This is a genomic window from Mycobacterium sp. OAS707, from assembly GCF_014873705.1.
Classification (GTDB): domain Bacteria; phylum Actinomycetota; class Actinomycetes; order Mycobacteriales; family Mycobacteriaceae; genus Mycobacterium.
In genome coordinates, this window is the sequence record NZ_JADBDS010000002.1 from 234,999 (window position 1) to 260,816 (window position 25,818).

Sequence of the window (25,818 nt, forward strand, 5' to 3'; positions counted from 1 at the left end):
ATGGCCGCGGACACCGAGCGCACGAGAAGCCTGTGGTTCGCGCTGCTGCTGACCCTGGCCAACGGGTTCCTCGACGCACACACCTACCTTGCGCGCGGCGGCGTGTTCGCCAACGTGCAGACCGCCAACGTGATCTTCGGCGCCATCGACACCTCGAAGCGGGAGTGGACCTTGGCGCTCGCCCATCTCTGGCCGCTGTTGGCGTTCATCGCCGGCGTCGGGTTGGCCTCGCATATCAAGTCCGGCCGCGCGCATCACTTCGTGGCGCGCCCGCTGGTGTGGACGATGGCTGTCCAGGTCGTCGCCCTCGCGGCGATCGGCTTCGTGCCGGCGTCGGTCCCGCACAGCTACGTCACCGTGCCGATCTCGTTTCTGGCCGCCATGCAGATCGGCCTGTTCCGCAACGTCGGTGAACTCGTCTATCTACCCGTGGCCACCACCGGCAACCTGATGCGGTTCGTCGAGGCCGGATACGACGGCTTCGTCGAGAAGCACGCGGAGTCGCGCCGGGCGTTCGGGGTGTACGGCACGCTGATCGTCGCGTTCGCGGCAGGGGCGCTGATCGGCGCGTTCGCCAGTCGGGCCTGGGGTGTGCACGCGATCTGGCTGCCCGCCGGTTTCCTTGCGGTCACACTATGTCTGTTCATCGTCGATGAACGGCACCTGCGGTGAACTACCATCCAGACATGTTCCGGTCGTCGATGGTCCTGTTCGCCGCGGTGACGGTGGGCCTCGCAACCGTCGCGCCCACCGCAACCGCCGAACCGGCCCAGCCGCCGTGCCAATACACGCTGTCCCCGCCGCACGTCTCGCCGCTCGGCAGCGGCACGGCCGTGACCGCGACACTCTCGCTCGCGGCGTGTGACCAGTCGGTCGGGTACATGACCGTGGCGTGCGTGCAGTTGCAGGGCGGCGACGGCCCCGGCCAGTGCGCACAGCAGAACGGGATTCTGACCGCGCAAGTGTTCTACCAGCCGTACCGGCCAGGCGCGACGTACATCGCGACGGGACGGGGCTGCGCGAACACCGGCAACCCGCCGCAACCGGTCTGCCGTTCGATGGGCCCGCTGACCGCGACCCTGTAAATCGTCAGGCGGCGAGGTATCGCACGCCGGGGGCCGGTTCGAACCGATAGCCCCGACCGCGGATGGTCGTCAACACCCGCGCGTACTGGCCCAGCTTGGCCCGCAGTCGCCGGACATGGGTATCGATCGTGCGAACCGAAACCTCGCCACCCGGCGCCCTGTCTTGCCACACCTCGCGCATCAGCTCGGCACGTGCAACTGGGCGCCCAGGAAACTCCGCCAGATAGCACAGCAGCTCGAACTCGCGATAGGTCAGGCGCAGCCGCTCGCCGTCGAGACGCACCTCACGGTTGACCCTGTCGATCGTCAGGCCGGCCGACGGAAGGGTGGCCGTCCGTGTCGGGCCAGCCGTCACCACCGCCCGGTGGGCGCGCACGCCCGGCAGCGACTGCACGATCACGCGGCCGAACTCATCGGCCAGTTGCGCTGTGCGCCTAGACAACCCGGCAGAAGAGGCGGGCACGTCGAGCACCAGCACCACTCTGACGGTCTCGACAGACGGCCGTGCTGGCTGCGATGCCGCTTGGTACACCCGATCACTCTCGCGGGCCAGCAGCCCAGGTGACAGGGTTAACGTCGCGCTGAGCGCAATTCAGAACGCCGCCAGCACCTGCCCGGCATAGGTGTTGGTGATGAACTCGCGGGTGGACTCGCAGTTCAGCGCCTCCGCCAGCGCGCGGACAGCCGGGCTATGGCAATTGTCCGGCCGCGCCACCAGATATTCCGCGTACGCCGGGTTTCCCCGGTCGCAATACAGCGCGGTGCCGGTGTCGACACCCCATTCCATCGCCTGGTTGCCGAACAGGAACACCACATCGAAGTCCCGTCGCACGTCGCCGAGCAGCCAACTGGTCAGCTCCTTGAACACCAGTCGCCGTGGATTGGACCGCACGTCACCGACGTTCGCCAGGCCCCGGTCGGCAGGCCGGCATTCGATCAGCCCCAACTCGTCCAACATCACCAGCGACCGGTCCACGTTGACCGGATCCGACGGCAACGCAACCTCGGCGTACTCGGGAATCGCAGCCAGCTCGGGAATCGTCGTCGAATACAACCCGAACGGTTCGATGTGAACCGGCGCCACCGGCACCAGCCCGTTGCCGGTGCGACGGTTGAAATCGTCGAGAAACGGCAGGTACTGAAAGAAGTTGGCGTGCAACCGGCCAGCGACCAGGAGATCGTTCGGCTCATCGAAACTCTCGAAGATCTCGATCTGCAGATCGATGTCTAACGCGGCGAGTGGCTCGCGAACGAAGTCCAGGATTTCGGCGTGAGGCACCGGCGTGGCACCAACCCGCAGCGGTCGCTTGCCCAAGCTGCCGACGGCACGCACCGAGCTGCTCACCGCCCGAACACTACCGACACACGCGCAGCCCGCAAGCCCGGCGAATGTGTCCAATTGTGACGACATATGACTCACGGTGACTCCAGATGTGGTGTCGCCCATGGTGTTGTCCCTATCGTCGGCTCAACTACCACCGACAGGACGGTCACCTATGTCCGAAACCACCACCACCCCAGAGGCTTTGGCGGAGCGTTCACCAACGCCGGTGCGCCAGCTGAAGGGCAACCTCGGCGTTGCGGCGATCGTGTTCATGGTCGTCGCCGCCGCCGCACCACTGGGCGTGATCGGCGGCGTGGTGCCGCTCGGTCTCGCTTCGGGAAACGGTGCAGGCTTCCCGGCGACCTTCATCGCCTCCACGGTGATCCTGCTGTTCTTCGCCGTCGGATTCACCGCGCTGACGCCGTATGTCGAAGATGCCGGCGCTTTCTTCTCCTACGTGCGTAAGGCATTGGGATTTCCCGCAGGCATCGGCATCGCGTTCGTCGCCCTGGTGAGCTACGTGGCGATCGAGGCAGGGGTCTACGGCCTACTCGGCCCTGCGGGCGCCGCCGTCGTCGAGCTGTTCGGCGGGCCTGCACTGCCGTGGTGGCTGTTCGCCGCAATCGCATTCGCGGTGACCACGTTCCTCGGCTACCGCAACATCCAGCTCTCCAGCCGGGTACTTGCCGTGCTGCTGACCGCTGAAATCGCGATCGTGTTGGTACTCGACGCCGTCATCGTCGGGCAGGGCGGGGACCACGGCCTGTCGACCGGCATCGTCAAGCCCGGCGCGATTTTCGGCGGCTCGGTCGGTATCGGTCTGCTCTTCGCGCTGATCAGCTTCGTCGGTTTCGAGGCAACCGCGATCTTCCGCGACGAGGCACGCACGCCTGAGCGCACCATTCCGCGGGCCACCTACGCCGCGCTGATCCTGATCGGCGTCTTTTATGCCGTGACGAGCTGGGCGCTCGTTTCCGGGTGGGGCGACGAGGCGGCGGTCAGCCGGGCCACCGATGCGGGCAGCACCTTCCTCTCCGACACCGCGCAGCGCTACATCGGCGTCGCAGGCAATGACATCATCACGGTGCTGTACTTCACCAGCCTCTACGCCTGCATCCTGTCGTTCCACAACGTCGCGTCGCGCTATGTCTTCGCGCTGTCACAACAAGATGTGCTGCCTGCATCGCTGAGCTACCCGCACACCAAACACGGTTCACCGCACCAGGCTTCGCTGTGGATCTCCGGTGTCGTCGCGGTCAGCGTCGTTCTTGCGGTGGTATTCAAACTCGACCCGGCAGCGCAGTTCTACACCTGGTTCGCCGGCGCGACGACGGTCGGATTCGTGGTGCTGCTGATCGCGACCAGCGTCGCCGTGCTGGTGTTCTTCGGCCGCGACAGGCGGGGGCATTCGCAGTGGCGCGTGCGCATCGCGCCGGTGCTGGGACTCGTCGGACTGGTCGGGTCGCTGGGCCTGATCCTGGCCAATCTCAAGGACTTGGTCGGCGGCTCGAGCATTCTCGCGTGGGTGATCATCGGCCTGCTGGTCGGATCGTTTGCCGCCGGGGCAGCTGTGGGTGCCAGGGCCACCCGGGTGACGGCATGACGCAAACCGACCTGCTGCAAGTCCTCGCCGACGGCTCGCTGACCGAGATCGAGGTGGCGTGGAGCGATCCGTTCGGCCACGCGCAGGGCAAGCGGATACCCGCGGGGCAGTTCCTCGACCGCGCGAAGGGGCATGGTTTCGCGTTCTGCGAAGCCTCGCTGGGGTGGAACGCCGACGGCACCGTCATCGACGGGTTGGGGCTGACCAACTGGGACGGCGGCTATCCCGACGTGTTCGCGGTGCCCGACTTCGCCACGTTTCGGCCCCTGCCGTGGCGGTCGGGTGTCGGCCACGTCATCGCGGATATCGTTGCGCACGACCGCAATCCGTCGCTGCTCGATCCGCGGGCCGTGCTCAAGCGGGTGCTGGCCCGGCTGGCCGGGCTCGGCTACACCGCCAAGGTGGGCGTCGAGCTGGAGTTCTATCTGCTGAACGCCGACGGCAGTCCGTTCCAGAATGACATCCACGCGTACTCGCTGGAAAACGCCAACGCGCTCGATCCGCTGCTCACCGATCTCAACGAAACCCTCGGCGCCTTCACGCGATTGGAGGGGATCCAAACCGAGTACGGCCCGGGCCAAGTGGAGACCAACCTGGTCTACACCGATGCGCTCGAAGCCGCTGACGATGCCGCGCGGTTGAAGTACGCCGCGAAAGAGGTGGCTCGCAGACACGGCAAGATCGCCAGCTTCATGGCCAAGCCGTTCTCCGAGCACTCCGGCAGCTCCCAGCATCTGCATCTCTCGTTGTGGCGCGACGGCGCAGCTGCTTTCGCTTCCGAGGATGGCAACGAGAACGCGGTGGCGTTGCATGCGATCGCGGGGCTGCTCGAGCACCTGCCGTCGATCACGGTGTTCGGCGCGCATTCGGTCAACGCGTATCGGCGGTTTGTGCCCGACTCGTTCGCGCCGGCCACTGTGACATGGAGTCGCGACAACCGCAGCGCCGCAGTGCGATCGCTGGTCGAGGCTGATCCGTCCGCGACTCGTATCGAACTGCGCAGCGGCGCATCGGATGCCAACCCGTATTGGTTGGTGGCCTCGGCGCTGGCGGCCGTCATCGCCGGGCTCGAAGCGCGGCGTCAACCGCCGCGCTCCGAAGGCGGCAACCTCTATTTCACCGGCACAGCGCTGCCCGAATCGCTCGGTGTTGCACTGGCGCTGGCCACCCAGGACGACACCATCCTCGACATTCTCGGCGCCGAGTCCGTTCGTGACTTCGCGGCCATCGCCCGCAGTGAATGGCAGCAGTATTCCAACCACGTCAGCGACTGGGAACGCCGGCGCTACCTGACGAGTTCATGACGTCACCACGGTTCGGTGTGTGGGCGCCGGTCTACGGGAACCACGGCGCTCGCAACCACCCGGCCGACGCACCGGATGCCGGCTACCGGCGCAACCGTGACCTTCTGGTCCGTGCCGAACGCGCAGGTTTCGACTCAACCCTGTTGGCGCAGCATGTCATTCACCCCAGCAATGTCGAGGACGACGTGCTGGAGACGTGGTCGACGCTGGCTGCGCTGGCCGAAGCAACCAGCCGCATCGAGCTTATCGGCGCGATCAAGCCGCTGTTATTCAACCCGTTGGTGTTCGCCAAGTTGACGGCCAATATCGCCGACATCTCGGGTGGCCGGCTCGCGATCAATGTCGTCAGCGGCTGGTTTCTGCCCGAACTCGAAGCACTCGGCCTCGATGCGACCGACCACGACGACCGCTACGTCTACACGCGGGAGTGGCTCGAGAAGGTGCTGGACCTGTGGACTGGCAAGCAGGTCGACGTCTCCGGCCGCGGCGGCCAGCCAGCACTGATCCGACCCACACCGGATCCAGCACCGCCCGTGTACTTCGGCGGCGAGTCCGAACCGGCCCGCGTGCTGGCGGCCCGACATGCCGATGTGTTCTTCATCAACGGCCGACCGCTGCCGGAGACGATGGACCTCATCGGCGATTTACGGGCGCGGCCTCGCGACCGCGCGCCGTTGCGGTTCGGCTTGTCCGCCTTCGTGATCGCACGTGACACCGAGGCGGAAGCGCTCGCCGAGCTGGAATATCTGCAGGCACTTGTCGACGCCGAGCGGCGGCCCGAGATCTCGTCGGGGACCGACCCCAACACCCAGATGTACAAGGTGCTGGCCGGCGCCAGTCGCGTCGGCTCCAACGGCGGGACACTCGCGGGTCTGGTCGGCAGTTACCGCCAGGTCATCGAACGCATCGAGGCGTTCAACGGCGCAGGCATCGAGCTGTTCATGTTGCAGTTCCAGCCGCTGGAGGCGGAGCTGGAACGGTTCGCGGACAACATAATCCGGCATTTTCGCTAAAGGAGACGACATTGACGCTTGAAGCGATCGGGGCCCGCCCCGCATTTTCTGCTCAGCCGCTCGGCGGCTCGATCGCTGAGCGGTTGGCGCGGTTGCCTGACATCGTCGACGAGTTGCGCCGCGCGGACGCCGACGCCGAGCGCGAACGCGTGCTGCAGTACGGCGCCGTCGAACGACTGCGCCACGCCGGGCTGCTGAGCCTGCGGGTTCCGGCCCGCTACGGTGGGCCCGGCGGGGCCGCGCGCGATGTGTTCACTGCTGTCATCCAGATTGCTCGCGGCAGTTCCAATGTGGCGCAATCACTTCGGGCTCACTACGGATTCTCCGAACGGTTGCTGAGCAACAGGGCTACCGAGGCCGAACGTGAGCGCTGGTTCCCGAAGGTCAACTCCGGGTTGGTGTTCGGCAACGCGGTCACCGACGCCAACGGCAAGGCCCCCGGTAGTTCCGACACCACGCTGCTCGCCGACTCGGGCGGGGTGCTGCGGCTCAACGGCTACAAGTTCTACTCCACCGGCACCCTGTTCGCCGACGTGATCGCGGTCTCGGCCGTGGATGCCGATGGCAGGGATCTTCAAGCGATCGTGCCTGCCGACCGACTCGGCGTCGAACTCTACGACGACTGGGACGGTTTCGGCCAGCGGCTGACCGCCAGCGGGGGCACCCGGTTCACCGATGTTGCCGTCGAGCCTTTCGAGGTGACCACGGTGTCCGACGGCAAACATCTGGGCCACTCGACGGCTTTCCTTCAGCTCTACCTGGCCGCGGTGGCAGCAGGCATTGCGCACGGTGTGTACGACGATGCGGTCGCATACGTGCGGGACCGGGCCCGGCCCGCCTCGCATTCGCTGGCCGACTCCGCGTCGGGCGATCCGTTCATCCTCGCCGCGGTCGGCGATATCGCCGCCAACGCCGCCGCCGCAGAAGCCTTGGTGCTCACCGCCGCCGCGGCGATCGACGCAGTGGTCGACACCGGACGCCAGGCCGACCCCGAAACCCTGGCCGAACTGTCGATCACTATCGCCAAGGCGCAGCTGGTCGCCGAAAGACTCACGCTCGCGGCGGCCGAGCGGCTGTTCGAAACCGGGGGAGCGTCAGCAACCGCGCGCAAACTGAACCTGGACCGACACTGGCGCAACGCCAGGACAGTGGCGAGCCATAATCCGTTGGCCTACAAGGCTTATTCGGCGGGCAACTACGCGGTCAACGGGGTATGGCCGCCAGCCAACGGCTACTTCTGAACCACTCGACGCCCAGGCGAATGTGAACTAAACCCACCGGGTACTCGTGTCTCTCCCGAAGGTCCGATCGAGAGGGGTCACGATGAAAAGATTCGGTTTGTTCTGCGCAGGCATGTGTCTGGTTGCAGCACTGGCCACGGCATGCGGCGGGTCGAGCGGTGGTTCCCAGGATTCGCAGACCGGTACGGCAACCGCCACCTCGAGTCCGTCGGGGGAGGCAACCAAGTCCAGCGCGCCCGCGGCGTCAACCGCAGCGACGATCACCATTGCGGACATGAACTTCGGCGCTCCGATCACCGTCACCGGCGGGGCGCAGGTCAACGTCAAGAACAACGACACCGTCGAGCATTCGGTGACCTCAGACGCCGCGGGCAAGTTCGACATGGATGTCGACGGCAAGGAGCAGGGCTCGTTCACGGCGCCGACCGAACCGGGCGAATACGCTTTCCACTGCAATTATCACCCGTCGATGCACGGCACCCTGATCGTCAAGTAGCCCTTGGGGAGAACCGCTCCCACGCCGACTGGCGGGTCATGCCCAGCGCTGTGCCGATACGCGCCCACGAAACGCCGCGCTCGCGCAGTTCCCCAACACGATCGCGAAGGCCCGCCTCGATGTTGGCGGCTGACGCAGCGATGAACGGAATACGTTGCAGCAGTTCGTCATCCGATAGCGTGGCCCACTCGGGCAGCGATGGCGGCTCTGTGTGCGTCGCCTCGGCCATGACGTCGACGCAGAGATTGACGCACTCATCGCAGATATAGACACCGGGCCCCGCGACGAGCTTGCCGACCTCTGTGTGCTGCTTGCCGCAGAAGGAACAGCGCAATTCGGACATCGTCGCCACCATGCGTGTCAGGCTACCCCTGACATGCCCGGTGATACGGGATTTCGGTTTAGGCGTGGGCCCGGTAGGGCATCCGGCGAATTAGCGGGTTCGTCAATCACGAAGCGGCCCGACCGACAGAAGGAGCCGACGTGGATAGCAACTCTGTTATCTGGATCGTTGTCGCCGTGGTGGCGGCGATCATAGTAATTGCACTGGTGGTTTTCCTGGCCCGCAGCGCCCGCAACAAGCGCAGGCATGCGCAGGCAGAACAGTTGCGTGAGGAGATCGGCCAGAAGAGCGAGCATGTCCAAAAGCGCGAAGCCGTCGCCGCCGAGACCGAGGCGAGGGCGCGCGCGGCGCAGGCCGAGGCCGAAGTCAAAGCCGCCGAAGCAGCGCGCCTGCAGGACACCGCGCGCACCCATCGCGATGCCGCGAGCGCCTCACGCGAAGAGCTGGAGGCACACCGGGAGCGGGCCGACGCCCTCGACCCCAAGCGCAGCGACGATCAGGGCCCCAAGGGTGAATTCGACGGCCCAGAAGGTGCCGAGACGCAGCAGGTTCGGACGCAGACGCCGACCACCAAGCGGCATCGGTTGTGACCTCGGGAGGCAACCGGCCAGCCGTGCTGTTCGACATCGACGGCACCCTGGTGGATTCCAATTATCTGCACGTGCAGGCGTGGTATCGCGCCTTTGATGAGGCCGGAGTCGACGTGCAGGCCTGGCGGATTCACCGGTCGATCGGGATGGACGGCTCGACGCTGGTGAAGACGCTGGCCGACGAAGCCGACGAGGACACCCGCTCGCGCCTGAAGGACCTGCATTCGCGGTACTACAAGGAGATGGTGCCGCTGTTGCAGCCACTGCCAGGGGCACGTGAGCTGCTGCGGGCGGTCGACGGGCTCGGCCTGCAGGTCGTGTTGGCGACGTCGGCACCCGAGGACGAGCTCAAGATCCTGCGTGAGGTGCTGGCCAGTGACGGTTTGGTGTCGGCGGTGACGTCGTCAAACGACGTCGACACGGCCAAGCCCAAGCCCGACATTGTGGACGTCGCGATGGAACGCGCCGGCGTGGACGCAGACCACGCCGTGTTCGTCGGCGACACCGTATGGGACGTCGAAGCATGCAATCGCGCCAAAGTGCCCACCATCGCCGTCCTCAGCGGCGGCGTGTCACGCGGCGAGCTCGAAACGGCCGGTGCCCAAGCGGTTTTCGAGGACGCTCAGGAGCTGTGCGAGCACATCGGCGACACGCTGATCGCCAAACTGGCGAAGTAGTTCACCGCAGGGGGGTGGGGTTCTGGTTATCCGCCGAGCAGGCGTCGACACAGGTCTTCTGCCAACCATTCCTCGAATCTTTCAGCGGCCCAGCCGCGCATCCGAACCAGCCGGTCGAACAACGCCGGGTCCATCGCCAACCACACCAGGTCGACTGCCTCCTCGTAGGTGAGGTCGCCGGTCAACGCGTCGAGATCCCGCAACCGCTCGGCAACCCTGCGGGCATCGCGGAGGCGGCGGCGGTGCGACTGTTCGAGCACGGCACGCGCGCCGTGGTCGGTACCTGCGGCCGCCTCCAACGCGCCGTACAGCGGCGCGACACGGATGCTGATCGCGGTGAACGAGTGCGCCAATCCGGTCAACAGGATGCCGGGATCGCGCTGCTGCAGAAGTTGTCGCATCGTCGTTCGATCGGCGAGCGGCACGGGCTCGTCGTCGCCGGCCACCGCCCAGTCCACCGCGGTGGTGAGCAGATCGAGTTTGCTTCCGACGGCGGTGAACACGGTCTTACGGCTGACGCCTGCGGCCTCGGCGACCGCATCGACCGTGGTGGTCCCGTATCCCTGCTCGACGAACAGCCGAGCCGCGCTGGCTACGATCCGCCGTCGCGTCTCGACCGCCTGGGCTGCCCGCAGGTGCGAGCGGTACCCCCGCTTGACAGGCGCCGTCATCTAGGTGACCCTGAGTGTATTCATTACACTCAATGATACCTCAATATGGAGGCGGATGTGCGGACAGTGGTCGTCGGGGCGGGGCCGACCGGCCTGTTCACCTCGATCGGGCTGGCTCGGCGGGGGCATGAGGTCGTCGTTGTCGACCGCGACCCGGGTCCGCCGTCGGGAGCGGAGGCCGTCTGGCAACGCCGGGGCGTGATGCAGTTCGACCACGCCCACACATTCCGGCGCCAGGTCATCGATGCGCTGAGTGCCGAAATGCCCGACGTGCTCGACGGCCTCGTAGCTACCGGGGCGCGGATCGCGACTGTCGCCGAGAACCGGCCCGTCGCCCTGTTGTGCCGCCGGGCCGTTTTCGAGCGCGTGTTGCGGAACCACGCAACGACCGAACCGGGTGTGACGCTGCATTGTGGCCATGTCGACCGGATCGAACAGGATCGTGGCAGAGCCGTCGGCGTCACCGTGGATGGGCGGACGGTGTCGGCGGATTTGGTGATCGATGCGTCGGGCCGGTCGAGCCGGTTCACCGACGGTATCCGGCCGAAGCCCGAAGGCGGCGACTGCGGCGCGGTATACGTCACGCGGCAGTATCGGCTGCACGACGTTGATGACGCGGGGCCGATGAACTCGCCGATCGGCTTGTCGCTGAGCTTCTCCGGTTATCTGGTGATCGCGTTTGTTCACGACAACGGCACGTTCTCGATCACGTTCATCCATGACGGGATCGACAAGCGGCTACGGATGTTGCGGCATGACGAGGCGTTCGACAATGCGGTGCGCGCCATTCCGCAGCTCTGTCAGTGGATCGATTCGGCACGCGCACAAGCTGTTTCGCGTGCGCTACCGGGTGGTCGGCTCTACAACACCTACCGCGGACAGTTCAATGGTTCGGGCCGGCCGGCCCTACCCGGTCTGCTCTCGGTCGGCGACGCGGTGTGCACGACTACACCTCTGGCCGGCCGCGGCATCTCGTTGGCGCTGATGCAGGCCCGCGAGCTCGTTGCCATCCTCGATCGTCACCGCGCCGACATCGACACGGCCACAGCACAATTCGACGACTGGTGCGTTGGACACATTCGGCCGTGGTTCGATGACCACCAGCACGCTGACTCCGATCGGCTCCGCCGGTGGGCTGGCGGAGATGTCGATGTCAGCCGCCGACTGCCCTCCGACTTGATCGTGGCAGCCGGCGCGGTCGATGCCACCCTGAACGACGTCGTCGCCGGCTATGCCACGATGGACGCGCTGCCTGCCAGCCTTGCACCGGCCCACGCCCGCGCGCGCGAGATCTACGCGTCGGGCTGGCGCCCGCCCGTTGCGGACGGGCCGACGCGAGCAGAACTCAGCGAGGTGGTGTCCAGGACACCGGTAGCCGCTTGATGCCGTGAATGAACGCCGAGTGCAGCCGGTCCGGTTCTTCGGTGGCGGTGATGTCGGGAATCTGCCGGTGTAGTTCCTCGAACGCCAGCGTGATCTCGCGACGTGCCAGGTTGGCGCCGAGGCAGAAATGCGCGCCGCCGCCACCGAAACCGACATGGGGGTTGGGGTGGCGGCGCACGTCGAATGTCCACGGGTCGGTGAACTTCGATTCATCGCGGTTGGCGGAGCCGTACCACAGCGTGATCTTTGCGCCTGCATCCAGTTTCACGCCGCCCAGCTCGGTGTCACAGGTGGTGGTGCGACGCATGTAGGCCACCGGCGAGGCCCACCGCACGATCTCCTCGACGGCCGTCGGCGCGACCTCGTCGTAGCTGGACCACCAGTCGTCGCGTTGCTCGGGATAGCGGCTCAGCGCAAGGACCCCGTGGCTGATCGCATTGCGGGTGGTCTCGTTACCCGCGACGACGAGCAGGATGAAGAAGGAAGCGACTTCCGCAGACGTCAGTCGCTCGCCGTCGACTTCGGCCTGCACCAGGCTTGTCGTCAGGTCGTCGCCGGGGTGGGCACGACGCTCGTCGGCAAGCGCCGATGCGAACGCCCCGATTTCGACCGCCACGTCGAAGAATTCGTTGGGGTCGGTCGCGATGTCGGGATCACCGAAGCCGAGGATCACATTCGTCCAGTGGAAGACCCTGTCATGGTCCTCCTCCGCGATGCCCATCATGTCGCAGATGATCTGCAGGGGCAGCGGACCCGCCAGCTCGGCGACCACATCACCCGTGCCGTCCGGATGATCGCGGACCATCGCCTCGACCAGTCGGCGCGCACGGTCGCGCACAGAGTCTTCGATCAGTGCAAGCACCCGCGGCGTGAACGCGCTGCGGACGATGTTTCGTAGGCGGGTATGCCGAGGGTCGTCCATGGCGATCATCGAGCCGAAGTACTCGGCGAGCTCTGGATTCTGGTCGCCGATCACGATGCCCCTGGCAGAGCTGAAGATCTCGGGATGGCGACTGGCGTAGAAGACGTCGTCGTAGCGGGTGACCGCCCAGTGACCGGCGACGTGAACCGTCGGGTCTACGACGAACGCCGGATGGAAGGTGATCGGCGCCTCGCGGCGCAGCGTGGCGAAAGCGCCTTCCCGGATGTCGTCGTCGTGTGCCCAGAAGTCCCATGAGCCCAGGTTCACGTCGGAAAGCGGCACGTCCGGGGGAGCCGTCCCGTTCACCCGAGCCGCGATACCCACGTACCGAGCGTAGGTGGCGGCTCAGCCGTCGTCACGGATTTCTGAAACATGTTCCAATCGCCCATCCGGCGTGGTAGCACCGTCTGGTGCGTAACCCACATGCAGGGCAACCCTTTACGTCATCGGACGAGGAGATCGCGCAGGCACTGCTCGACGTCAGCATCCCGACGTTGATGTTGTCCCTGGTCCACATGTCCGGCGACCCCAGCCTGATACGCGGCGACCTGAAACCCGCTGGGCTGTTCCTCAACGAGGTGCAAGGCTACATGTCCGAGGAGGACAAGGCCGCCGCGCGCAAGATCGCGCTAGAGGTCATCGCGTCGTATCGCGATCGCGGCTGCCCCGAGCCCGAGCCGATCGGCCCCGAGCTGCTGCAGGAGATGATGCAGTGGCTGGTCTGTGAGCCGGTGCCGCCCGAATACGTGCCGATGCTGCTGGAGGAGATGGAGCTCGACGGCAAAGATGCGCGCGCGGTTCGCGGCACCCCTGCGGACCTGCCGGTCGTCGTGATCGGATGCGGGGAGTCGGGTCTGCTGGCAGGCATCCGGCTGAAAGAGGCGGGCATCCCCTTCACGATCGTCGAGAAGAACGCCGGCGTCGGCGGAACCTGGTGGCAGAACACCTATCCCGGTGCACGTGTGGATGTCGGCAACCACTTCTACTGCTACAGCTTCGAGCCGACCGACCAGTGGACGCACTTCTTCGCCGAGCAACCCGAGCTGCAGGCGTACTTCCAGACCGTGATGGACAAACACGACATCGGCAGGCACGTGCTGTGGGAAACCGAGGTGACCGAGGCCCGCTGGGACGACGACTCCGCCACGTGGACCGTGCACGCGCGTGACCGCCACGGGGTGGCGACGACGTTGTCGGCGCGAGCGGTGATCAGCGCCGTCGGGCAGCTCGACCGGCCGCACCTTCCCAAGATCGAGGGGCAACAGGATTTCGCCGGACCGGCATTTCACTCCTCCGAGTGGGACCATTCCGTCGACCTGCGCGGCAAGCGGGTCGCGATGATCGGCGCGGGTGCCAGCGGATTCCAGATCGCACCGGCCATCGCGGACACCGTGGGTCACCTGACCGTGTTTCAGCGCACTGCGCAGTGGATGTTCCCGAACCCGAACTACCACGAAGCGGTCGGGCCGGGCGTGCAGTGGGCACTGCGGCACCTGCCGTTCTACGGCCGCTGGTACCGGTTCCTGCTGTTCTGGCCGGGGTGCGACAAGGGGCTCGCCGCCGCGTACGTCGACCCGGATTACCCGGATCAGCAAAAGGCGGTCAGCGAGATCAACGAGATCACCCGAATCATGTTCACCGAATGGATCACCAGTCAGGTTGGCGACGATGCGGAGCTGCTGGCCAAGGTGGTGCCCGACTACCCGGCGACGGGCAAGCGCACGCTGCAGGACAACGGCAGCTGGTTGCGCACGCTGACCCGTGACAACGTCGACTTGGTCCGGACCGGGATCGACCGCATCGAATCCGACGCCGTCATCACCGCGGACGGGGAACGCTATCCGGCCGATGTCATCGTGTACGCCACCGGATTTCAGGCGACGAAACTGCTCTGGCCGATGACGATCGTCGGACGTGGCGGCGAAATCCTGGCCGAGCGGTGGGGGGAACGGCCGTCGGCGTACCTCGGCATCACGGTGCCCGGCTTCCCGAACTTCTTCTGTATGTACGGGCCCGGTACGAATCTCGCAAGTGGCGGCAGCCTGATCTTTCACTCCGAGTGTCAAATGCGTTACATCACACAGTGTTTGGAGCTGCTGATCGACGGTGGGCACAAATCGATGGAACCGCGCGAGGACAAGACGGCCGACTGGCATGAGAGAAGCCAAGCCGAGATGCGCAGGCTGGTGTGGTCACAGCCGTCGATCAAGCACTCGTTCTACAAGAACAGCTTCGGCGAGGTGCACGGACTGAGCCCGTGGCGACTCGTCGACTACTGGACCTGGACCCGCGAACCCGACTCGGGCGACTTCCTCATCCGTTAATATTTGAATTCGCAAAAGACTCCCTGTGAGGTCGCTGCGGTATACGTTGGCGATCGTGAACTGGGGGAGCAGGCGCGCAGCATTCTTGGTGGCCATTGCGATGGCGCTGGTGGTCTGCGCGGGGTGCGAGTCAAGCCAAACGGCCCCGAACAACACATCGAGCGCCCAGGCATCGCCATCGTCGAGCACAGCGACCAGCACGCCGGCGCCAGCCGCACCGGCAGCGTGCCACGCCGGCACACGCGGCGCGCCCGACGTCGAGGACGTGTACTCGGGTCAATTGCCGAGCTATTTCGGGATCAGGGAAATCTGCGCCGCCGACGTTGGTCCCGGTCTTGCCGGCGCGGATGGCGTTGCTGGGCTGTCTGATCTGACCGCAGCCGAAATCACGGACACGTATCAGTCACCCGATGAGGTCGTCCTGAAAGCCCTTGTGGGTAAGGCCGAATCCGGTAATGGCGGCGCCTTCGCCGACGCGTTCCTGTCGCGGGTGGGTGAAACCCGCAATGACACTGTCACGCTCGACGGGCACACCGTGCGGTACTTCAACACTCCCGGCGCAGAGGGCTACGCCTACGCCGAGGGGCCCACCGTCGTCATCGGCTTCATCACCCCCACCCCACCCGGGTTCGATCGGGCGGGGAATCAAGAGATTGGGAAAGAACTCTTTACCAGAGTGACGGCCGCGGCGACGGGCCGGCCGATCCCCGCGAACTCGAACGATCGAGCGCGCAGCGGCATCGAAGGTTATTCACCCGGCCGCGGCCGCTACACCACACCGGACGACCCGGGCTGGATCTTCTTCAAGACCGAGAGCATCAAGGGAGGGCCGTCGCACTTCTGTGGAATGGGCCCGGGCGGCACCGTGGCCGGTTGCGACCTCGTACCCGAAAAGGATGTGCCAGCCGGCATGAACCAGACCGTCGTCGAAACCGGCGCACCGGCCCGTTACGTTCACTCCGACACACCGACATTCACCCGTGACGTCGACGCCCTGCTCGAAGGGCACCGCCTCGACAACGGGCAGGCGAGTTGCGGCCGGGGCTACCAGGGCACGATCCAATGTGTGATCGGTGCGCACAGCTTTGTCGTGTCGAGCGACTACGGAGTTCTCGAGTAATCCGTTACGCCAGTTCCCAATTCATGTTCTTGGCGAAGGTTTTCGCATCGTCGGAAATTGTGCCCAGTTCGTGGCAGCGCTTGATGTAGCCCTGGATCATCAGCATGAAGTTCATCGGGTTGTACGCGTCTTCCTCGTAGCTCCACTTGCCATCGCCCGCGTACTCGAGCACGGTGATGACTGCCGCGCCATGCACACTGCCGTCGCCGGGATCCTTCATGGTGTTGATGTTCTTGAAGATGACCCAGCCCTTGTCGGCGTCGATCGAGTACCACTCAACGGGGTACGACGGCATCTCGCTGCCGGGAAACATGTTCATGGTCGACACGATCCACTCGCGGATGTTTTCGCGGCCTTCCATGTTTCCCAGGGCGTGTTCGACGTACTTCGCATCCTCGGTGAAATGATCGGCGTAGCTTGACCAGTCCCAGGTCTTGCCGACGTCGATCACATCTTGCTGGTAAGCCTGGAATGCCTCTTCGAGTTCCTCGCGTGACCACTTACCCATCAGAGTCTCCTTCGGCTCACCGTGCAGAACTAGAACTTGTTCTACCAGCCTGGCGGCGGCAGCGGAGCGGATTCAGGACACCGTCAAAGTGCGCAACCGCGGCCAGATCACCTCCCACGACTGGCGTTGTCCCGTCAGCAGATACGCGCGCATATCGTCGCCGACATCGGTGACGGCGCGCACCTCGGAGAAGTAGGGCGATAGTGCGCTCGGGTCCCGCCCGACGTAGAGAACTGTGTCCTTGTCGTTCGGCGGCGGCGGGAAATAGCCGTAACTGCGGTTGCTGCTGTAGGCGATTGGCAAGTGGTATCGATCCGCGTACCGGTCGATATAGGCGGCGATGATGTAGGACTCACCCATGAGCACGGTGTGGTCTCGCTGATCGGGCGGCAGCGTCCGGTAGGCGTCGGCGGTGCGCTGTGCCATCTGTTCGACGACGCCCGAGTTGACGGCCGCCACCGACACAATCAACGCGCCGATCGCGAGCGCGACACTCAGTGCGTACGCGGGCCATGCGAGCCATTTTCGCCGCACGCGGCCCGCTTCCCTGCGTCGCTGCAGCCCGAGCGCACCCATGGCAGCCAGCGGAGCGTAGGTCCCGATCAGGTAATACGGGCGGCCCGCGGCGATCACGAAAAGCAAATACATCGCGATGAAAGTGGCTGCGATGAAGCGGTATTCGCGCAGCTCGTCATCGCGGAACGACCGCCACAGCCCGTACAGCACGAGCGCCACCCCGGCGACGCCGGCGTAGCCGATCAGCATCACGGCAATCCCCGGACGACCACCGGATAGTGCATCGGCCTCGCCCGCCACCACCGGCGTCATCTTGAGTTGGGGCCAGCCATTGGCGAACTGCCAGATCAGCGTCGGGGCCGCGAGCAATACCGCGATGACCGCGCCCACCCACAACAGCGGACGCCGCAACAACGCTCGTGGGCCGAAGACCGTCACCGCCGCGAGCAGCATGACGCACAGCAGCAGCACCTGAAACTTCGTCTGCGCTGCGACGCCGATGACCACCCCTGCTGCGATCAGCAACCGATCGTCGCGCAGGCGGATCCAGCGCACCAGCAACCAGAACAGCACCAGCCACTGGACCGGTTCCAGCGTGTACGGCGTCAGCCAATGACCGGCAAACGTGGTCCACGGGCAGGTGGCCTGCACTGCGGCGGTCAAAACCTGTGCGCGACGGTCACATCCGAGTTCTCGGGCGATGAGTCCTGCCACAAGCACCGCGCATCCGGTCGCAAGGGCAGCCGGTAGCGCAAGCAGCACCTGAGAACCCGGCGCCAGCCAGTCCATCAACGCGGCCAGCGCGGGCGCCAGCGGCGGCTGATCGGCGGACCCCCAGTCGAGGTGGTTACGGCCGATCGCCAACATGTAGACCTCGTCAAACCAATGGTCTTTGCCCAATGTGCTTGCGACGCAATGCAAAAGTGTGACGACGGCTGCGATCGGAATAACGGCGGTGGCCGCGAACGGAGTGACGCGCCGATCGGTAAGCGTATCGATTGCGGTGTCTGCCACGTGCTCCCACGTTACTGTCGCAGGCATGGCACTCGGTATCGACGCGCAGGTGCAGGCGGGGCTCGCCCCCTTGATGGAAGCCGTAGGGCAGGCCGAAGCGCCGCCGATCGGCGACGTCGAAAGCCGCCGGACCAACGGCCACCGGATGTTCGACTACGTCGCAACGACGTGGCAACCGGTCGCCGGAGTCGAGGTCGACAAACACACCCTGACCACAGATGATGGCGCGACGTTAGACCTCACCTGGTACCACGTTGCGGAACGTCAGCCCGGCAGTGCGGTGTTGTACCTGCACGGCGGCGGCATGATCTTCAGCCTCGAACACCTCGGCCGCGTCTACGACCTCGCGGTGCGCGAATACGTTGCGACCTCGGGCGTACCGATGCTGATGGTGGACTATCGGGTCGCCCCCGAGCATCCGCATCCCACCCCCGTGGAGGACTGCTACGCCGCGCTTCGCTGGCTCGCCGACAACGCGTCGAGCCTCGGCGTGGATCCCGCCCGCATTGCACTGATGGGAGACAGCGCAGGTGGCGGCCTGGCGGCAGGGGTGGCCCTGCTGGCCCGCGATCGCGGCGGCCCGGTCGTCGCCGCGCAGATCTTGATCTACCCGATGCTCGATGACCGGGCGCAGACCCCAGATCCCGACCTGCTGCCGTTTCTGACGTGGACCTACGACGACAACATCACCGGCTGGGCGGCGCTGCTGGGCGAGGGCGCGGGCAGTGACGCCGTATCGGCCTATGCCGCCCCTGCGCGCGCGACGGATTTGACCGGGCTCCCGGCAACCTACATCGACATCGGCGACCTCGACATCTTCCGCGATGAGGACGTCACCTACGCACGCCGGCTGTCCGATGCCGGGGTGCCAACGGAGCTGCACCTGCATCCCGGTTGCCCCCATGCGTTCGAAGCATTGGCCCGCGAAGCCGACGTTTCACAGCGAGCAATCGCCGATCGCATCCGTCGCCTGCGCGCCCTCTGATTTCCGCAAAATCCTGATCCACCAACAACATCCGATTGGTAACGGCGTCGCCGCAACAGCCGATATCGGTGTAGGAGCAGACGTTTGCGTTTCTCCAGGTTGGGAATGAATAGTGACGTTCCGGCGTCGCATGCGACGACGGAACTTCAAGGTAGGAGTTAATTGACGATGGGGCTGTCGAAATTCGTGTCAGCAGCCATGATCGTCGGCGCGCTCGGCTTCGGGGTCATCGGACCCGGTGGGGCCGTGGCGTCCGCCGACCCGGTTGCGCCGGCACCACTGAAGCCGCACGACGATTTCTGCCCACCATGGTGCGGTGACGGCAATGGTCGCGGCAATGGCCATGGGAACGGCAATGGCAACGGCAACGGCAACTACTGCCCGCCGTGGTGCGGCAACAACGGCGCCGATTGGAATGGCGACAAGGGGCCGTGGTGGGCCAATAACCGCCACGACTGGTGGGACGACCGCAATGGCCCGCCGCCGTGGGGCTGGGGCCCGCCGCCGGCGTTCCAATGGGACGGCGGCCCGCCGCATCCGTTCAACTACTGGGGCTACAACGTCAACCCGGTCTGGGATAACGGGTTCGGGCAGTGGGGCATCTGGCTGTTCGGCCTCTGGATTCCGATCTTCGGCATCGGCGTCCAATAACGGTTAGCTAGCCACCCTCGGGCGCTTCGACCACAGCTTTGATGCGCTCGAGGGTGGTGCGCATGTCGCGCACGTTGCGCCGTCGGCGCAGTTGGCCGCCGAGTACGGAAAACAGCTTCGCGAAGAGGCTGTCCGGCATCCGGAACGACTCGGTGACGTCGGTGCCGCCCTCGGTCGGCGTCAGCTGGTAGTGCCACGTGTTGGCTACCGTGTCGCCGACCAGCACGTCGAAGCCGAATTCGCGGCCGGGCTCACACGCCGTGACCCTGCAGGTGGTCCAATACACCGGGCCAATCTCATTGCGCTTGACGTGTCCGCGGAACCGCGCACCCAACGCGGGCCCGGTCGCCCCGTCGAGCCATTCGGCCTCCATCACCTCCGGTGAAAACTTGCCGGTGCTGCGAACATCGGCGATCAGGTTCCAGATCTTGTCGGCGGGCGCCGACATGGACACGGACGCAGAACCTTGCATTTGTGTTCCTCTTTCAACGTGGCATCTGCGGACCAAGCGAGTAAACGTGGTCCGGCGTCAGCACTTTGGTGATCGCGGTTGCCAGCGTGGTGCTCGGTTCGCCGCCCTGATATTCGATATCCGTGTTGGTCAGGATGACCAAGGAGGTCTGTTTCTGCGGCAGGTAGACCACGACGGCCTGAAAGCCGGGAAGGCTGCCGTTGTGCCCGATCCAGCCGCCGAGGTTGAAGATGCCGAGCCCATACCCGTCCTGCGGCGGCATGCCGGGCGAACCGACCGTCTGCAGCCGCTGCTCCTGCATCTGCGGAGTCAGCAGCTTGCCAGTTGCCAAGGCGGGCGCCCAGATTCGCATGTCGTCGAGGGTCGAGATCATTGCTCCGGCCGCCCATGCCCACGACGGGTCCCAGTCGGTGGCGACGGCTTCCTTGCCGTCAGCCGTCTGCTTGGTGTAGCCCTGCGCGTGCGGTTCGGGAAAGGCGTTGGTGGTCGGGAAACTGGTGTGGCTCATGATGCCCAATGGGGCCAGGATGTGGTCATGGATGTAGGCGGCCAACGGTTGTCCGCTGACCTTCTGCACCACCATGCCGAGCAGCACCGTGTTGGTGTTGCAATATTCGAATCCTTGGCCCGGCGGGAACGTATTCGGCTGCGTGAACGCGAAATCGATCAACTCGTGGGGGGTGAACGGCCGGCGCGGATCGGTAAACATCGCCTTCTGGAACTCCGGAGTCGCGGTGTAGTTGACCAGCCCGGTCTGCATCCTGGCCAACTGGCGCAACGTGATCCTGTTACCAAGGGGAACCCCGTCGATGAATTCGGCGATCGCGTCATCGAGGCCAAGTTTGCCCTGATCTGCGAGTTGCAGGATAGCGGTGACCGTGAATGTCTTTGTCACACTGCCGATTCGGCTGTAGAAGTCGGTTTTCATGGGTGCCCTGGCGGCTTTGTCGGCGACCCCGAAGGCACGCACGTAGTCGCCGTCGGGCCCCCAGATACCCACGATGGCACCCGGCACGCCGGCCGCTGTCATGGCCTGGTCGACGGCCGCGTCGAGTCGCTTCGCGAGGGTGTCGTCGATCGGTTTGGTGATCGCGGGAGTGGACGGGGGAGCGGGCGTCGGCGATTGCGATACCGACTTCTCACCGCACGCGGACATCGTCAGCAGCAGTGCCGCCGCAGCGGCGTAGACGATCATCCGTGATTTCATCGCCCGCCAGGTTATGTCCTTCAGGCCTATCGCTCCGCGGATTCGTCCTCCGGAAGGTCGTGCCGCACAACCCGCACCTGACCGTGGGCCAGACACGCCGCGTAGCCATGTCGCTTGCCGTAGAGCTCCCACGCAGTGCGGCGCTCGTCGCTGTGCGCGTGGATCTCGTGGCCATCGGAGAACCCCAAATGCAGGCTGCCGTCCTCGTCCCAGCTCGCGTTGGTGCATATCGATCCGGCGAAGTCGAACAGCGCACGATGCTCGGGCCGCGCGATCATCGGATCGATGAGCACCGCCTCTTCCTCGTCGCGTGCGGTCTTGGGCAACGTGAAGTAGAAGGGCACCGAGATGACGAGTTCGTTGTCGTCGAGGCTGAGCTCCAAACCGCCGCGCAACATGATCCGCTGGACCACACAGCCCCGGATCCACGGTTCGCTCATATTTTCACTCTGGCCCGTGATGCAACGGCGCACAAGGGTTAGCGGACCGTTTCACCTAGCATCGGGTCGTGAAGATTCGCTTCGGCATCGGGCTGGGCGCGGACACAGGCCCTGAGCAATTGGCCGGCATCGTCGACCACCTGGAGGCGACGGGGGTCGATTCGCTCTGGTTCTCCGAATTGGTGTATTCGAAAGCCGTCGAGCCGTTCGTCGGGATGGCCTTCGCACTGGCCCGCACCACACACCTCAAGGTCGGCACCTCGGTGGTGGTGCTACCCGGCCGCCATCCCGTTCTGGTGGCCAAGCAGCTGGCGTCACTGGCCGCACTCGCACCGAAACGTGTGCTGCCGGTATTCGGTCTGCGGTCGGCGATTCCGGCGGAACGCGAGATCTTCGTGGTGCCCGATGGGAAGCGCGCCGGCGTGTTCGACGAATCGCTGCGGCTGCTGAGATCTGTTCTGGAACAGCAGGATGTCGCATTCACGGGCGACTATTTCACGGTCAGCTCCGCGGGGGTGCAGCCTCGGCCCGCCAAACCGCTCGACATCTGGCTCGGCGGATCCGCACCGGCGGCCTTTCGCCGCATCGGCGCGTTGGCCGACGGCTGGCTCGGCAGCTTTCTCACCCCGGAGGAAGCGCGCAGGGGCCGCGAGCAGATCCAGCAAGCCGCCGCCGAGGCGGGCCGCGAAATCGAACCCGATCATTTCGGGATCAACCTCGCGGTCAGCGACGGTTCAGTACCGGACGCGCTGGTCGCCGCCGTGAAACGGCGCAGGCCCGACGTCGATCCCGCCGACCTCATCGCAGCAGGCTGGCCGCAACTGCACCGTCAACTCGACGCATATCTGGCCGCAGGTCTGACGAAATTCGTGATCCGGCCCGCCCTGCCCTCCGACGTGAGTCAATTCATCGATCGGTTCGTCGCGGAGTTGGTGCCGCGCCAGAACTGACATCGTGAACCGCGGTCGCGATGCCATCGTGTCTATGAGTGTGCAGCGAAGGAGACGACGGATGAGCACTCGATTCTCGCGACAGATCAGATCCCTCGTGGTTGGCGCGGCCGCCGTCGCGCTGGCGTTCGGGCTTGTCACTGCGCCAACGGCCGTCGCGGACGACCGACTGAACTTCACCGCCACCACGCTGTCCGGTGCGCCGTTCAACGGGGCGAGCCTCGTCGGCAAGCCTGCGGTGCTGTGGTTCTGGACCCCGTGGTGCCCGTTCTGCAATGCAGAGGCGCCGAGCGTCAGCCAGGTCGCTGCGGCGAATCCCAAGGTCACCTTCGTCGGTGTCGCCGCGCGCTCCGATGTCGCGGACATGCAGGGCTTCGTGTCGAAGTACAACCTCAATTTCACGAACCTCAACGACGCCGACGGGTCGATCTGGGCCCGGTACAACGTGCCGTGGCAGCCTGCGTATGTCTTCTACCGTGCCGACGGCTCATCTACCTTCGTGAACAACCCGACCTCGGCGATGCCCCAGCAGGAGCTGTCCGACCGGGTGGCGGCACTGTCGTAGGCCGCAGCGCACTGTGGACCAAGACCTGGTGGGCTTGGCCTTCGGCGCTGGACTGGTAGCGGCGCTGAACCCCTGCGGATTCGCCATGCTGCCCGGGTATCTGGCGCTGGTCGTGCGGGGTGACGACGTCGGGCGCCGCGCGGCCGTCGGGCGCGCGGTGACGGCCACGGCCGCGATGGCCGTAGGCTTCATGATCGTCTTCGGCGGGTTCGGTGTGCTCACCGTTTCTGCAGCCTCGACGGTGCAGCGCTACCTGCCGTACGTCACGGTCGTGATCGGGATTGTGCTTGTCGCCCTTGGTATTCGGCTGCTCGCCGGTCGCGAGATCGCGCCGCTGCGCGGTGTGGCGCGCGGGGCGCGGTGGGCACCGACGGCGCGGCTGGGTTCGATGTTCGGCTATGGGGTCAGCTACGCGATTGCATCGTTATCGTGCACGGTGGGGCCGTTTCTCGCGGTGACCGCGGCCGGACTTCGAGGCGGCTCGGTCGTGGGCGCCGCGACCGTATACGCGGCCTACATCGCGGGTTTCACGCTCGTCGTAGGCGTGCTTGCGGTGGCGGCTGCGCTGGCGAATTCGGCGGTCGTCGAACGAATGCGCCGAATTGTGCCGTATGTCAACAAGATCAGCGGGGCACTGCTGTTGCTAGTAGGCAGCTACGTCGGCTACTACGGGCTCTACGAGATCCGGTTGTTCGCCGGCAACGGCAATCCGCGAGACCCCGTGATCGCGGCCGCGGGCCGGTTGCAGGGCGCGATCGCGGGCTGGGTTCATCAGCACGGCGCTTGGCCGTGGTTGGCTGCGCTTGCCGTGTTGATCGTCGCGGCGGTCGCGTGGTGGGCTACTGCGCGCGCGAGATATCGCCGTGCAGGTCGGGCCACGGCGGGCGACGAACCATAGCGATGCCCGCGAACGCCGCCGATACCAGCCCGACCAGGATGCCCATCATCGCGATCCGTCCCCCGTCGACCGCCGGCACCCATGACGCCTCGCCGTCCTTGACCACGAACACGCCTGCGGGCTGGTGGGATCCGCCGCGCACCTTGGTGACCGGGATGACCGTCGTCCCGTCGGCGATCTCGTAGACCTCGCCGAACACGCGTGCTGCGGCGGGATCGGTCTCGAGCGCGCCGACGACTTGGCGCGCCTCACGAAGATTCATGGCTTCCTCGGTGTTGTGCGGTGACTTTGGACCCGAACTGCAGTCATACCAGGTGACGGTCCCAACCTATAGACGAAGGAGATCCCCGGTGGTGATAGTCGCTGGACACCTCGTGATCGACCCTCAGGATCGCGACGCCTACCTGGCGGGATGCGTCGAGGTCGTGCGCCAGGCCCGCCGCACGGCAGGCTGCCTCGACTTCGCGCTGTCGGCCGACGTCGTAGACCCGGGCCGGGTCAACATCTTCGAGCGATGGGAGTCACAGGCGGCGGTCGAGGCGTTTCGCGGCAGCGGCCCCGGCGACGAGCAGGCCGCGTCCATCCGGGCCGCCTCGGTCACCGAATACGACGTCGAGGGCACCCGCACGCTGATGTGATCATCAGCGAAATCTCAACTCCCACAATAGGAATGGGTGGAGAAGTCGAGTGCCTGCTGGTAAAGCGGATCCAGCGAGCGGGCGGCGGTGACCGCAGTCTTCGCGTCGGCGAGCAAGCGGCCGCAGTCGGGGGAGTGCAGCACGGCCCACTGCATCGCTATCTGGTCGACCATCTCCGAGTTCAGTCGATCGATGGTCTCGCGCGACGAGGTCAGGTCAGGCGCGACGCCTGGCGCGGCCGCCGGATCGAGCTTCCACTGCGCGAATCGGGAGTACTCGAGCGCTTCGGTGGCATGCACCTGGTCGGTGAAGACCCCTCGGACGTAGTCGGGTTCAACGCCTTTGCGAGTGGCGTCGGCGGCAACGGCGTTCAGTACTTGCTCGACACGCGGCGGATCCTCGATCGAACCACCGGTGAGCCACTTGGTCGCCGCCACCGGTTCTGCCGTCTGAAGCCGTTGGGTAGCGGCGTCGATGAGGGCGAAAAGCGGGTTGGCATCGTCGCCATCCGCCTGCGCGGTCACCGGCAGCACCGCGAGGGCGACCGCGGCGCCTAATCCGGTCGCGCAGCGTCGAATCCGATCGAGAGGGGCCATTGGTCCATCATTGAGCAAACCGCTCCGCAACGCCGCCGTCCGCAATAAAATCTGCGTATCGGGTGTCAAGGGGGACAGCCATGACGGTCACGACGGAACCGACCAGCCTGTCGGCGCTGCTGAGGGAACTGGGGCTCAAGCAGGTATCGGTCGACAAGCAATTGCCAGTGCTTCGCGGCTGGCTCGCCAGCCACGTGCCCAGCCAGCCATTGCGAATCAGCTTGTGTACCAACGGCTATGGGTTACTTCTGCGCGAGGAGTCGGTCGCGCACAACTGAGTTC

The 25,818-nt window shown here is 65.6% G+C and carries 31 protein-coding genes; 19 read left to right on the forward strand and 12 right to left on the reverse strand.

Annotated features, from left to right (window positions below; translation table 11 throughout):
* Both GGC64_RS11880 and GGC64_RS11885 read left to right on the forward strand, forming a co-directional pair.
* A complete protein-coding gene (locus tag GGC64_RS11880; protein WP_192722721.1) occupies positions 1 to 672 on the forward strand; it encodes a YoaK family protein in 672 nt (223 codons plus the stop codon).
* 14 nt (positions 673 to 686) lie between these two features.
* Positions 687 to 1,085: a hypothetical protein gene (locus GGC64_RS11885; RefSeq protein WP_192722722.1), complete on the forward strand. Its 399-nt coding sequence runs from the start codon at positions 687 to 689 to the stop codon at positions 1,083 to 1,085.
* A gap of 4 nt (positions 1,086 to 1,089) precedes the next feature.
* Here the strand turns inward: GGC64_RS11885 and GGC64_RS11890 are convergent, their stop codons facing one another.
* Both GGC64_RS11890 and GGC64_RS11895 read right to left on the reverse strand, forming a co-directional pair.
* Positions 1,090 to 1,617 (reverse strand): winged helix-turn-helix domain-containing protein, encoded by a 528-nt coding sequence (locus GGC64_RS11890; protein ID WP_369435119.1) that lies wholly within the window; start codon positions 1,615 to 1,617, stop codon positions 1,090 to 1,092.
* A 60-nt stretch (positions 1,618 to 1,677) separates the two neighbouring features.
* Positions 1,678 to 2,430: a MetQ/NlpA family ABC transporter substrate-binding protein gene (locus GGC64_RS11895; RefSeq protein WP_369435118.1), complete on the reverse strand. Its 753-nt coding sequence runs from the start codon at positions 2,428 to 2,430 to the stop codon at positions 1,678 to 1,680.
* Between the two features lie 151 nt (positions 2,431 to 2,581).
* Here GGC64_RS11895 and GGC64_RS11900 point away from each other — a divergent pair, with 151 nt between their 5' ends.
* The 5 genes from GGC64_RS11900 to GGC64_RS11920 all read left to right on the forward strand — a co-directional run bounded on the left by GGC64_RS11900 (position 2,582) and on the right by GGC64_RS11920 (position 8,066).
* Positions 2,582 to 4,012 (forward strand): APC family permease, encoded by a 1,431-nt coding sequence (locus GGC64_RS11900; RefSeq protein WP_192722723.1) that lies wholly within the window; start codon positions 2,582 to 2,584, stop codon positions 4,010 to 4,012.
* Positions 4,009 to 5,316, forward strand: a complete 1,308-nt coding sequence (locus GGC64_RS11905; RefSeq protein ID WP_192722724.1) for a glutamine synthetase family protein — start codon at positions 4,009 to 4,011, stop codon at positions 5,314 to 5,316. Before GGC64_RS11900 ends, GGC64_RS11905 begins: the two co-directional genes overlap by 4 nt.
* A complete protein-coding gene (locus tag GGC64_RS11910; protein ID WP_192722725.1) occupies positions 5,313 to 6,329 on the forward strand; it encodes an LLM class flavin-dependent oxidoreductase in 1,017 nt (338 codons plus the stop codon). The genes GGC64_RS11905 and GGC64_RS11910 overlap by 4 nt, the downstream gene beginning before the upstream one ends.
* An 11-nt stretch (positions 6,330 to 6,340) precedes the next feature.
* Positions 6,341 to 7,570, forward strand: coding sequence for an acyl-CoA dehydrogenase family protein (locus tag GGC64_RS11915; protein WP_192722726.1), 1,230 nt, complete (start codon positions 6,341 to 6,343; stop codon positions 7,568 to 7,570).
* A gap of 82 nt (positions 7,571 to 7,652) precedes the next feature.
* Positions 7,653 to 8,066, forward strand: coding sequence for a cupredoxin domain-containing protein (locus GGC64_RS11920; RefSeq protein ID WP_192722727.1), 414 nt, complete (start codon positions 7,653 to 7,655; stop codon positions 8,064 to 8,066).
* Here GGC64_RS11920 and GGC64_RS35145 read toward each other — a convergent pair.
* A complete protein-coding gene (locus tag GGC64_RS35145; protein ID WP_192722728.1) occupies positions 8,059 to 8,421 on the reverse strand; it encodes a ClpX C4-type zinc finger protein in 363 nt (120 codons plus the stop codon). The two genes, GGC64_RS11920 and GGC64_RS35145, sit on opposite strands and share 8 nt — an antisense overlap.
* A gap of 128 nt (positions 8,422 to 8,549) precedes the next feature.
* On the opposite strand from GGC64_RS35145, the gene GGC64_RS11930 reads away from it, so the two are divergent.
* Positions 8,550 to 8,999: a hypothetical protein gene (locus GGC64_RS11930; RefSeq protein WP_192722729.1), complete on the forward strand. Its 450-nt coding sequence runs from the start codon at positions 8,550 to 8,552 to the stop codon at positions 8,997 to 8,999.
* Entirely contained in the window at positions 8,996 to 9,676 is a 681-nt protein-coding gene (locus GGC64_RS11935) for an HAD family hydrolase (protein ID WP_370582075.1), read from the forward strand. Before GGC64_RS11930 ends, GGC64_RS11935 begins: the two co-directional genes overlap by 4 nt.
* Positions 9,677 to 9,702: 26 nt before the next feature.
* Here GGC64_RS11935 and GGC64_RS11940 read toward each other — a convergent pair whose 3' ends face one another.
* The gene (locus GGC64_RS11940; RefSeq protein WP_192722730.1) at positions 9,703 to 10,347 is read right to left on the reverse strand and encodes a TetR/AcrR family transcriptional regulator; all 645 of its coding nucleotides are present in this window, start codon (positions 10,345 to 10,347) and stop codon (positions 9,703 to 9,705) included.
* Between the two features lie 57 nt (positions 10,348 to 10,404).
* Between GGC64_RS11940 and GGC64_RS11945 the strand changes: the two genes are divergently transcribed.
* Positions 10,405 to 11,730 carry an FAD-dependent oxidoreductase gene (locus GGC64_RS11945; protein ID WP_192722731.1) on the forward strand — a complete coding sequence of 442 codons (1,326 nt, stop codon included), beginning with the start codon at positions 10,405 to 10,407 and terminating at the stop codon, positions 11,728 to 11,730.
* On the opposite strand, the gene GGC64_RS11950 is transcribed toward GGC64_RS11945, so the two are convergent.
* Positions 11,693 to 12,976, reverse strand: coding sequence for a cytochrome P450 (locus tag GGC64_RS11950; protein ID WP_192722732.1), 1,284 nt, complete (start codon positions 12,974 to 12,976; stop codon positions 11,693 to 11,695). The two genes, GGC64_RS11945 and GGC64_RS11950, sit on opposite strands and share 38 nt — an antisense overlap.
* Positions 12,977 to 13,062: 86 nt before the next feature.
* Between GGC64_RS11950 and GGC64_RS11955 the strand changes: the two genes are divergently transcribed.
* Complete coding sequence (locus GGC64_RS11955; RefSeq protein ID WP_192722733.1) at positions 13,063 to 14,976, forward strand: NAD(P)/FAD-dependent oxidoreductase; 1,914 nt, start codon at positions 13,063 to 13,065, stop codon at positions 14,974 to 14,976.
* Between the two features lie 55 nt (positions 14,977 to 15,031).
* Complete coding sequence (locus GGC64_RS11960; protein WP_192722734.1) at positions 15,032 to 16,096, forward strand: hypothetical protein; 1,065 nt, start codon at positions 15,032 to 15,034, stop codon at positions 16,094 to 16,096.
* A gap of 4 nt (positions 16,097 to 16,100) precedes the next feature.
* Here the strand turns inward: GGC64_RS11960 and GGC64_RS11965 are convergent, their stop codons facing one another.
* Together GGC64_RS11965 and GGC64_RS11970 are read right to left on the reverse strand one after the other, a co-directional pair.
* On the reverse strand, positions 16,101 to 16,604 hold the full coding sequence (locus GGC64_RS11965) for a nuclear transport factor 2 family protein (RefSeq protein WP_192722735.1): 504 nt from the start codon (positions 16,602 to 16,604) through the stop codon (positions 16,101 to 16,103).
* A 72-nt stretch (positions 16,605 to 16,676) separates the two neighbouring features.
* Complete coding sequence (locus GGC64_RS11970) at positions 16,677 to 18,134, reverse strand: ArnT family glycosyltransferase (RefSeq protein ID WP_370582076.1); 1,458 nt, start codon at positions 18,132 to 18,134, stop codon at positions 16,677 to 16,679.
* A gap of 25 nt (positions 18,135 to 18,159) precedes the next feature.
* Here GGC64_RS11970 and GGC64_RS11975 point away from each other — a divergent pair, with 25 nt between their 5' ends.
* Both GGC64_RS11975 and GGC64_RS11980 read left to right on the forward strand, forming a co-directional pair.
* The gene (locus GGC64_RS11975; protein ID WP_192722737.1) at positions 18,160 to 19,119 is read left to right on the forward strand and encodes an alpha/beta hydrolase; all 960 of its coding nucleotides are present in this window, start codon (positions 18,160 to 18,162) and stop codon (positions 19,117 to 19,119) included.
* A gap of 168 nt (positions 19,120 to 19,287) precedes the next feature.
* A complete protein-coding gene (locus GGC64_RS11980; RefSeq protein ID WP_192722738.1) occupies positions 19,288 to 19,770 on the forward strand; it encodes a hypothetical protein in 483 nt (160 codons plus the stop codon).
* 7 nt (positions 19,771 to 19,777) lie between these two features.
* On the opposite strand, the gene GGC64_RS11985 is transcribed toward GGC64_RS11980, so the two are convergent.
* The 3 genes from GGC64_RS11985 to GGC64_RS11995 are packed head-to-tail and all read right to left on the reverse strand — an operon-like array spanning position 19,778 to position 21,889.
* Positions 19,778 to 20,242 carry an SRPBCC family protein gene (locus GGC64_RS11985; RefSeq protein WP_192722739.1) on the reverse strand — a complete coding sequence of 155 codons (465 nt, stop codon included), beginning with the start codon at positions 20,240 to 20,242 and terminating at the stop codon, positions 19,778 to 19,780.
* A gap of 13 nt (positions 20,243 to 20,255) precedes the next feature.
* Positions 20,256 to 21,449 carry a serine hydrolase gene (locus GGC64_RS11990; protein WP_225951709.1) on the reverse strand — a complete coding sequence of 398 codons (1,194 nt, stop codon included), beginning with the start codon at positions 21,447 to 21,449 and terminating at the stop codon, positions 20,256 to 20,258.
* Positions 21,450 to 21,475: 26 nt separating this feature from the next.
* The gene (locus tag GGC64_RS11995; RefSeq protein WP_192722740.1) at positions 21,476 to 21,889 is read right to left on the reverse strand and encodes a DUF6188 family protein; all 414 of its coding nucleotides are present in this window, start codon (positions 21,887 to 21,889) and stop codon (positions 21,476 to 21,478) included.
* Between the two features lie 68 nt (positions 21,890 to 21,957).
* On the opposite strand from GGC64_RS11995, the gene GGC64_RS12000 reads away from it, so the two are divergent.
* From GGC64_RS12000 to GGC64_RS12010, 3 genes are all read left to right on the forward strand, one after another.
* Complete coding sequence (locus tag GGC64_RS12000) at positions 21,958 to 22,839, forward strand: TIGR03854 family LLM class F420-dependent oxidoreductase (RefSeq protein ID WP_192722741.1); 882 nt, start codon at positions 21,958 to 21,960, stop codon at positions 22,837 to 22,839.
* 61 nt (positions 22,840 to 22,900) lie between these two features.
* Positions 22,901 to 23,404, forward strand: a complete 504-nt coding sequence (locus tag GGC64_RS12005; RefSeq protein ID WP_192722742.1) for a protein disulfide oxidoreductase — start codon at positions 22,901 to 22,903, stop codon at positions 23,402 to 23,404.
* Positions 23,405 to 23,417: 13 nt separating this feature from the next.
* A complete protein-coding gene (locus tag GGC64_RS12010; RefSeq protein WP_192722743.1) occupies positions 23,418 to 24,302 on the forward strand; it encodes a cytochrome c biogenesis CcdA family protein in 885 nt (294 codons plus the stop codon).
* Here GGC64_RS12010 and GGC64_RS12015 read toward each other — a convergent pair.
* Entirely contained in the window at positions 24,244 to 24,564 is a 321-nt protein-coding gene (locus GGC64_RS12015) for a hypothetical protein (protein ID WP_192722744.1), read from the reverse strand. The two genes, GGC64_RS12010 and GGC64_RS12015, sit on opposite strands and share 59 nt — an antisense overlap.
* An 88-nt stretch (positions 24,565 to 24,652) precedes the next feature.
* On the opposite strand from GGC64_RS12015, the gene GGC64_RS12020 reads away from it, so the two are divergent.
* Positions 24,653 to 24,940, forward strand: coding sequence for an antibiotic biosynthesis monooxygenase (locus GGC64_RS12020; protein WP_192722745.1), 288 nt, complete (start codon positions 24,653 to 24,655; stop codon positions 24,938 to 24,940).
* Positions 24,941 to 24,954: 14 nt separating this feature from the next.
* On the opposite strand, the gene GGC64_RS12025 is transcribed toward GGC64_RS12020, so the two are convergent.
* A complete protein-coding gene (locus tag GGC64_RS12025; RefSeq protein ID WP_192722746.1) occupies positions 24,955 to 25,536 on the reverse strand; it encodes a chorismate mutase in 582 nt (193 codons plus the stop codon).
* Positions 25,537 to 25,616: 80 nt separating this feature from the next.
* On the opposite strand from GGC64_RS12025, the gene GGC64_RS12030 reads away from it, so the two are divergent.
* Positions 25,617 to 25,814, forward strand: coding sequence for a hypothetical protein (locus GGC64_RS12030; RefSeq protein WP_192722747.1), 198 nt, complete (start codon positions 25,617 to 25,619; stop codon positions 25,812 to 25,814).
* The last annotated feature ends 4 nt before the right edge of the window (positions 25,815 to 25,818 follow it).